The sequence below is a fragment of the Nocardioides proteolyticus genome (genome assembly GCF_051280635.3).
In the GTDB taxonomy this organism is placed as follows: Bacteria; Actinomycetota; Actinomycetes; order Propionibacteriales; family Nocardioidaceae; genus Nocardioides.
In genome coordinates this window covers 101,680-109,518 of sequence record NZ_JBNBPO030000014.1, presented here as the reverse complement: position 1 = coordinate 109,518, position 7,839 = coordinate 101,680, and the positions used below count along the sequence as shown (strand labels likewise).

Annotated in this window: 5 protein-coding genes; 4 read left to right on the top strand and 1 reads right to left on the bottom strand. The window is 73.1% G+C overall.

Going from position 1 to position 7,839, the window contains the following annotated elements; all coding sequences use genetic code 11:
- Positions 1-122 precede the first annotated feature (122 nt).
- The 4 genes from ACPOLA_RS10500 to ACPOLA_RS10485 all read left to right on the top strand — a co-directional run bounded on the left by ACPOLA_RS10500 (position 123) and on the right by ACPOLA_RS10485 (position 6,214).
- Positions 123-932, top strand: coding sequence for an SDR family NAD(P)-dependent oxidoreductase (locus ACPOLA_RS10500; RefSeq protein ID WP_435770373.1), 810 nt, complete (start codon positions 123-125; stop codon positions 930-932).
- Complete coding sequence (locus tag ACPOLA_RS10495; RefSeq protein WP_435770372.1) at positions 929-1,981, top strand: phosphotransferase family protein; 1,053 nt, start codon at positions 929-931, stop codon at positions 1,979-1,981. The genes ACPOLA_RS10500 and ACPOLA_RS10495 overlap by 4 nt, the downstream gene beginning before the upstream one ends.
- A 13-nt stretch (positions 1,982-1,994) precedes the next feature.
- Positions 1,995-2,678 carry a histidine phosphatase family protein gene (locus ACPOLA_RS10490; RefSeq protein ID WP_435770371.1) on the top strand — a complete coding sequence of 228 codons (684 nt, stop codon included), beginning with the start codon at positions 1,995-1,997 and terminating at the stop codon, positions 2,676-2,678.
- Positions 2,679-3,202: 524 nt separating this feature from the next.
- On the top strand, positions 3,203-6,214 hold the full coding sequence (locus ACPOLA_RS10485) for a S8 family serine peptidase (protein ID WP_435770370.1): 3,012 nt from the start codon (positions 3,203-3,205) through the stop codon (positions 6,212-6,214).
- Positions 6,215-6,405: 191 nt separating this feature from the next.
- Here ACPOLA_RS10485 and ACPOLA_RS10480 read toward each other — a convergent pair whose 3' ends face one another.
- Positions 6,406-7,662 carry a hypothetical protein gene (locus tag ACPOLA_RS10480; RefSeq protein WP_435770369.1) on the bottom strand — a complete coding sequence of 419 codons (1,257 nt, stop codon included), beginning with the start codon at positions 7,660-7,662 and terminating at the stop codon, positions 6,406-6,408.
- Positions 7,663-7,839 lie beyond the last annotated feature (177 nt).

The following is a 7,839-nucleotide window of genomic DNA, read 5'->3' as shown; positions in this document are numbered from 1 at the left end:
GCGCGCCCACGAAACGGCCGCTTCCCGCCACTTCGCGGCCATTGCAATGCCCGAGAAGTGACAGAGAACCTCCGAGCACCCCGTCCGGGACGCCGCCCGCGCCCGTCAGTAGGGTCGCCCGAGTGAGCACCGAGACGCCCGTCCGCCCGTACGACGCCCCGCTCCGTGTCCTGATCACCGGCGCCGCGTCCGGGCTGGGTGCCGCCCTCGCCACCGCCTGGGAGTCCCGCGGCGCCCGGGTGGTCCGCACCGACCGGGCCGTGCCCGACGGCGCCGCGGGCCTCTGGCGCCTCGACATCACCAGCGACGACGACTGGGCCGCGGCGCGGGAGCGGGTCGAGCAGGACCTCGGCGGCCTGGACGTGCTCGTCAACAACGCCGGCATCGCGGGCGGCGGCCGGCTCGACGTCGCGGGCATCGACGAGTGGCAGCGGCTCGTCGACATCAACCTGCTGGGCGCGGTGCGCGGCACGGCCACGTTCACCCCGCTGTTCAAGCGCCAGCGCGGCGGCCGGATCGTCAACGTCGCCTCGCTCGCCGGCCTCGTGCACCCCGCCGGCATGGCCGGCTACAACGCCACCAAGGCGGCGGTGGTGGCGCTCACCGAGACCACCGGCCACGAGCTCGCGGCCCACGGCGTCACCGCGCACGTCGTGTGCCCGTCCTACTTCCGCACCAACCTGATGAGCAACGTGGAGGGCCGCGACACCGCCCTCCAGGGTGTGATGAGCAGGCTCGTCGAGGAGGCTCCGCTCGGTCCCGACGCGATCGCCGCCGCCGTCCTCGACGGCCTCGACCGGGGCGATGAGCTGATCCTGCCCGACCCCGCCGCGCACGGCGCCCACGAGCTGAAGCGCACCGACCGGGCGTCGTACGACGCCGTCATGCGGGCGCAGGCCCGCAAGCTCGACGAGATCACGGAGCAGCCATGACCCAGACCCGCGACGAGAGCCGACCGGTCCGCGAGGAGGACGCCTTCGACGTCGCCGCGGTGGAGGCCTGGCTCGACCGGGGCCCGATCGCGGAGGTGCGCCAGTTCCCGGGCGGCGCGTCGAACCTGACCTACCTGTTGCGGATGGCGGCCGGCCCGGACCTGATCCTGCGGCGGCCGCCTGCGGGCACCAAGGCCAGGGGTGCCCACGACATGGGCCGCGAGTTCCGCATCCAGTCCGCGCTGAAGCCGGTCTTCCCCCAAGTGCCGACGATGGTCGCCTACGCCGCGCCCCAGGAGAGCCCGACCGGCAGCGAGCTCTACGTGATGGAGCGGCTGCGTGGCCGGATCCCGCGCAGCGAGTTCGGGTTCCCGGTGAGTCCCGAGCAGGCCGACGCGCTGTGCAGCGCGGCGGTGGACACCCTGGTGGCGCTGCACTCGGTCGACGTGGACGCGGTGCCCGAGCTCGCCGCGCTCAACAAGGGCGAGGGGTACGTCGCCCGCCAGGTGGGCGGCTGGATCAAGCGGCTCGACAACGCCCGGACCGACGACACCGGCGACTGGTCCGCCATCACCGGCTGGCTCGAGGACAACCAGCCGGCCGACGTCGCCTCGGCGATGATCCACAACGACTACCGCCTCGACAACATGGTGCTCGCCGAGGACGACCCGACCCGGATCGTCGGCGTCCTGGACTGGGAGCTCTCCACCGTCGGCGACCCGCTGATGGACCTCGGCTGCACGCTGGCCTACTGGGTGCAGGCAGACGACGACGAGTTCTTCCGGATGACCCGCCGGCAGCCGACGGCCGACCCGGGCATGTGGACCCGGCAGCAGGTGATCGACGCCTACCTGCTGCGCACCGGGCGCACGCTGACCTGGGACCAGTGGCGGTTCTACGAGGTGTTCGGGCTGTTCCGGTTCGCCGTGATCGCCCAGCAGATCTGGTACCGCTACGTCCACGGCCAGACCACCAACGAGGCGTACGCCGTGTTCGGGCCCGCCGTCGCGGGGTTCGAGGCGCGCTGCCGCCGGATCCTGTTCGGCTGACGGGCGGCGCGCAGTGGGGGTGCTGCTCCTGGTCCGGCACGGCCAGGCGTCGTTCGGTGCCGACGACTACGACGTCCTCTCCGAGACCGGCTGGGACCAGGGCCGCGCGCTGGGCCGCTGGCTCGCGGACTCGGGCGTGCGGCCCGGGTCGGTGGTGCACGGAGGCATGCGGCGCCACCGGGAGACGTGGGCGGCGATCGCCGAGGGCGCCGGGTGGGACGGCGGCGGAGGAGACGCGGTCGAGGCTGAGGTCGACGCCGACTGGGACGAGTTCGACCACCTCGCGATCCTGGAGCACCACGCCGACGTCAGCGGGGAGCCGCTGGACCAGGCGGTCGACCGGCGGGCGTTCCAGGCGCGCTTCGAGTCGGCCACCGGGCACTGGGCGTCGGCCGGGACCGAGGCCGGCTACCCCGAGCCGTACGACGACTTCGTCGGCCGCACCCGTCGCGCGCTGGAGCGGGCGGCCGAGCTCCCCGGACCCACCGTCGTCGTCACCTCGGGCGGGGTGATCGCCTCGCTCGCCGCGCAGCTCGTCGTACCACCCGAAGCGGAGCTCGGACCGGTGTGGTCACGGTTCAACACCGTGATCGTCAACTCGTCGGTCTCCCGGGTGATCGCCGGCGCCACCGGCCTGCGCCTGCTGAGCTTCAACGAACACCCCCACCTCCCCCGCGACCTCGTCACCTACCGCTGACCCCACCCTCCCGCCCCCGCGAGGTGGGACGTTTCGGCGCGCGAGGTGGCGGGTTTCGGCGCGCGAGGTGGCGGGTTTCGGCGCGCGAGGTGGCGGGTTTCGGCGCGCGAGGTGGGACGTTTCGGCGCGCGAGGTGGGAGGTTCCGGCGTCCGAGGTGGCAGGTTTCGGTGTGCGAGGTGGGAGGTTCCGGCGTCCGGGCGGCAGGCTCCGGCGTACGACGACGCCACTTCCTCCCACTTCGCGCGCCATTCCTTGCCCCCTCGTCCGCCCAAACCTCCCACTTCGTGCGCCATACCTCGCCCCCTCGCGCGCCGAAACCTCCCACCTCGTGAGTCGGCGGGAGTCCGGCCGGGCTCCGGCTCCCCTTCGGCAAAGGGTTGGTCACGACGACGATCTCCGGTGCCGGGGGTCTTGACGTGGCGGATCTCCGCGGCTTGGGTGTCCGCAACGGGCAGATGTCCGTTTCGGCGGCGGCTCTTCTCCAGCGCCGCCGTACCCCCTTCTCGGACTCGGAGGAGAGCCCATGCACGTCTCGGGAACGGGTGCCGCGCGCGCCCGCCGCCTTCCTTCGGCCCTGATCGTCGCCCTCGCGGTGATGCTCGGGGTCACCGCAGCGCTGGGGGCACCCGCGCTCGCGGACGACCCAGGCCCCGGCGCCTCCGACGGCGAGGGCCGGTCGGGGAGCAAGGCGGACCTCCAGCGGTTCAAGGCCGGCCGCTACATCGTGATGCTGGCCGCCCCGCCGGCGTCGACCTACACCAAGACCCAGGCCGCACCCGGCAAGCAGCTCGACGCGCGCAGCGCCGAGGTGGTCGCCTACGCGAAGAAGCTCCGCGCCTCGCACGACAGGATGGGCCGCAACCTCGGCTTCGACGTCGAGAAGCACTACACGATCTCGGCCAACGGCTTCGTCGCCGACCTGACCGCGCGGCAGGCCACCGAGCTGGCCACCGACCGTGAGGTGCTGCTGGTCCAGAAGGACCGCCTGGTGTACGCCGACACCTGGAACACCCCCGACTTCCTCGGCCTCACCGGCAAGCGCGGCGTGTGGAAGCAGGTGGGCGGCGAGCGCAAGGCCGGCGACGGCATCGTCGTCGGGATCATCGACTCCGGCATCTGGCCGGAGTCCGAATCCTTCCGCGGACGGCGGCTGACCTCCGACCCCGAGGGCCGCTGGAAGGCGCAGGTCGACGGCACCGTGACGTCGATGCGGAAGTCCGACGGCGGACTGTTCCGCGGCACCTGCCAGGTCGGCGAGGAGTTCACCGCCGACCTGTGCAACCACAAGCTGATCTCGGCCCGCTACTTCCTCGACGGGTACGGCGAGAGCCGCACCATCGAGGAGGACTACATCTCCCCGCGTGACGGCAACGGCCACGGCACCCACACCGCGTCCACCGCCGCCGGCAACCAGGTCGAGGACGTCACCACCGAGGGCATCGACTTCGGCACCGTCTCGGGCGTCGCGCCGGCCGCGAAGATCGCGTCGTACAAGGCGCTGTGGGCCACGGCCGACGGCCGGGCGACCGGCTCCACCTTCGACCTGGTCAACGCGATCGAGCAGGCCGTGATCGACGGCGTGGACGTCATCAACTACTCGATCTCCGGCTCCACCGACACCGTCCTCGACGCGGCCGAGATCGCGTTCGAGGGCGCGGCGGAGGCCGGCATCTTCGTCGCCGCCTCAGCGGGCAACAACGGCCCCGGCGCCTCGACGGTCGCGCACAACAGCCCGTGGGTGACCACGGTCGCGGCGAGCACGCACGCGTCGTTCGAGAACACCGTGGTGCTCGGCAACGGCGAGCAGATCGTCGGCGCCTCGATCAGCCGTACGCCGCTGCCGAGCACGCCGCTGGTCGACGCCGCCGCCGTGGGCAACGGCTCCGCCTCGGCGAGCGAGACCGCGCTGTGTGCGCCGGACAGCCTCGACCCGGCCGAGGTCACCGGCACGATCGTGGTCTGCCAGCGCGGTGCCTACGACCGGGTGGTGAAGAGCAAGGAGGTGCAACGCGCCGGCGGTGTCGGCGTCGTCCTGGCCAACGTCACCGAGGGCAGCCTGGACGCCGACTTCCACGCGGTCCCGACCATCCACATCTCCCACACCGACTCGCCGAAGGTCTACGACTACCTCGAGTCGGCGGGGGCAGCGGCCACCGCACGGTTCGAGCTCGGAAACCTGAGTGGCGAGGAGACGCCGGTGCCGCAGATCGCCGGGTTCTCCTCCCGCGGGCCGGCGACCTCCGACGACAGCGACCTGCTCAAGCCGGACATCTCCGCACCCGGCGTGAGCGTGCTCGCGGCGGTCGCGCCGCCGTCCAACGAGGGGCGTGACTACGACCTCTACTCCGGCACCTCCATGTCGGCGCCTCACGTCGCCGGCCTGGCGGCACTGATCCAGGGGGAGCACCCGCGCTGGTCGCCGATGCAGATCAAGTCGGCGATGATGACCACCGCCACCGACCTCAAGGACGCGTCCGGGGGCCGGTCGAACGACCTGTTCGCGCAGGGCGCCGGCCACGTCAACCCGCGTCGCTTCCTCGACCCGGGCCTGTTCGTGGTCTCCGACTGGGAGCAGTGGTACGGCTACCTCACCGGCATCGGTCTGGACACCGGCGTGCCGGCCATCGCGCCCAACGAGGTGAACCTCCCGTCGATCGCGGAGGGGCACCTGATGACCGAGGCGACGTTCACCCGCACCTTCACCGCGGCCGAGCGGGGCGCCTGGCGCGTCTCGGTCGACGTGCCGGGCTTCAAGGGTACGGCGAGCCGGCGCTGGGTGGCGGCGCGGAAGGCCGGGCAGGAGATCCCGGTCGACTTCACCTTCCAGCGGACCACCGCGCCGCTGAGCCAGTGGACGTTCGGCTACGTGACGCTGACCGGCCCGACCACCGTCCGCCTTCCCGTGGCGCTGCGCCCGGTGTCGGTCAAGGCGCCCGCATCGGTCGCCGGTACCGGCACCGACGGCTCGGTCGAGGTGCCGATCACCGGCGGTTTCGACGGCGAGCTGGCGGTCTCCACGGCCGGACTGGTGAAGGGCCAGGTCGGCGAGGGCGCCCTCCCGGAGGGTGACTACACGCTGGAGTGCGTGACCATCGGTAGCGGCAGCGAGCTGGCCCAGTTCGACCTGGTCGCGCCGGACGCCACCAGCGACCTCGACATGTACGTCTACAAGGCAGCGACCTGCGACCCCGCCACCATCACGGCGGTCGCCGGCGAGGCGGCCACCCCGTCGCCGGGCGAGACGTTCACGCTCGAAAACGCCCCGGCCGGCACCTACATCGTCGAGGTGGACGCGTTCGCCGCCGGCGAGCAGGGCTCGCCGGTGCCGTACTCGCTGCGGGTCTACGACCTGGGCGGGTCACCGGCGGTCGGCGACCTCGCGGTCGACCCCAACCCGGTGCCGGTCACCACCGGCGGCGACACGTCCTTCGACGTGTCGTGGAGCGGCCTGGACCCGGAGGCGTACTACTTCGGGGTCCTCGGCTACGAGGGCGCGCCGAACTCGACGTACCTCTACGTCGCTACGGCGTCCTAACCACCAAGAGGTGGGAGGTTCTGGCGCGTGAGGTGGGAGGAGTTGTCCCACTTCGCGCGCCGGAACGTGCCACCTCGCGCGCCGGAACGTGCCACTTCGCGCGCCGGAACCTCCCACTTCGTGCGCCGAAACCTCCCACCTCGCGCGCCGGAACCTCCCACCTCGCGCGCCGGAAGGTGCCACTTCGTGGGTCAGGGGGTACGGCGGCGGAGGAGGAGTCCGGCGCCGAGGAGCACGCTGACGGCGCCGAGGCCGGCGAGCCACGGGTCGACCGGGGCGCCGGCGGCGGGCAGGGCGTCGGCGGCCGCCGGAGAGTCCGCAGGCATGGGCATGGGCGCGGGCGCGCGGCCGGTGCCGGTGGCGGTGTCGCGCACGCCGGCCTCCTCGACCGCCGGGTCCACCTCGCCGGGGGCCGCGTCGGGGCACGGCGCCGTCGCCGGTACCGCCGGCGTCACCAGGACCACCTCGTCCCACGGGTCGGTCACCTGCACCCTGCCCGCCTCTACGTCGACCACCACGCGCAGGGAGCCGGGCACCTCGCTCCAGCCCTCGCCCTCCGGCGGGACCGGTGAGGTGTCCGCGGTCACCTCGCGGCGCGGCGTCCCGGGACGGGTGTCGTCGGTGGCCTCGAACCCCGGCGACGGCTCCCCCTCGGCGACCCACCGCTCCTCGGTGATCGCGGAGGCGGTCTCGGTCCAGGCGCCGCGGGTCCACCCGTCGCCGGACGGCTGCTGCCCCTCGGGAAGCCGCACCACCTCGGTGCCGGTGCTGGTCGAGCGGGTGGCGCCGGTCGCGGTGTAGCCGGCCGGCGCCGCGGCGCCGTCGAGCAGCCAGAGGTACTCCAGGTGGCTGACCTCCGGCACCTCCGGCACCGCCGGGCGCACGATGATCCAGACGTCCTCGGTGACCTGCCGCACGTCCTCGACGACCCGGGTTGCGCCGGTCAGGTTCCAGCCCTGCCCGGGGTTCCAGTCCGCCTGGTCCCGCCACACGGTACGGCCGGTCTGGCGCTGCTCGTACTCCCACTCGGTCACCTGCACCGTCCGCGGCACGGTGCGGGTCTCCCACCGGCCCTGCTCCGGCACGGCGGGCACGTAGGGCTGGTCGACGACGAGCCGGGAGTGCTGCCGCTCGTCCACGAGGACTGGGCGCGACCACTCGTAGCTGCGCAGGACCTGCTCGACCGTCCGGACGTACCGGGTCTCCACGGTCGGCACGTCGCGGGCCCACAGCCACTCGGCGTGGGACTGCTCCTCGATCGTCGTGTACGTCGCCTCGTGGTGCACCGTCGCAAGGACGGCCGGCACGCCGGGCTGGCCACAGGCGGCGGCGACCGCGGCGGCTGCCGGCGCCGGCGACCCGGCCGGCGACCCGGCCTGGGCGGGCGCGGCGGCGACGACGGCGGCGAGGGCGAGGGAGGGCAGCGCGAGGCGGCGCGGAGACGGCACGAGGCTTCCTGACGACGGGGGGTGGTGCGCCCCGAGCGCGCCGTACACCCCTCAACGACGCAGCCCCCGCCAGGTCACTGCGCCGCGGACCTCATGAAGACCGGAACGCGGGGTACCTCAGCGCCATGAAGTTCATCCTGACCGTGCTCATCATCGTCCTGGTCGTGCTCGCGATCC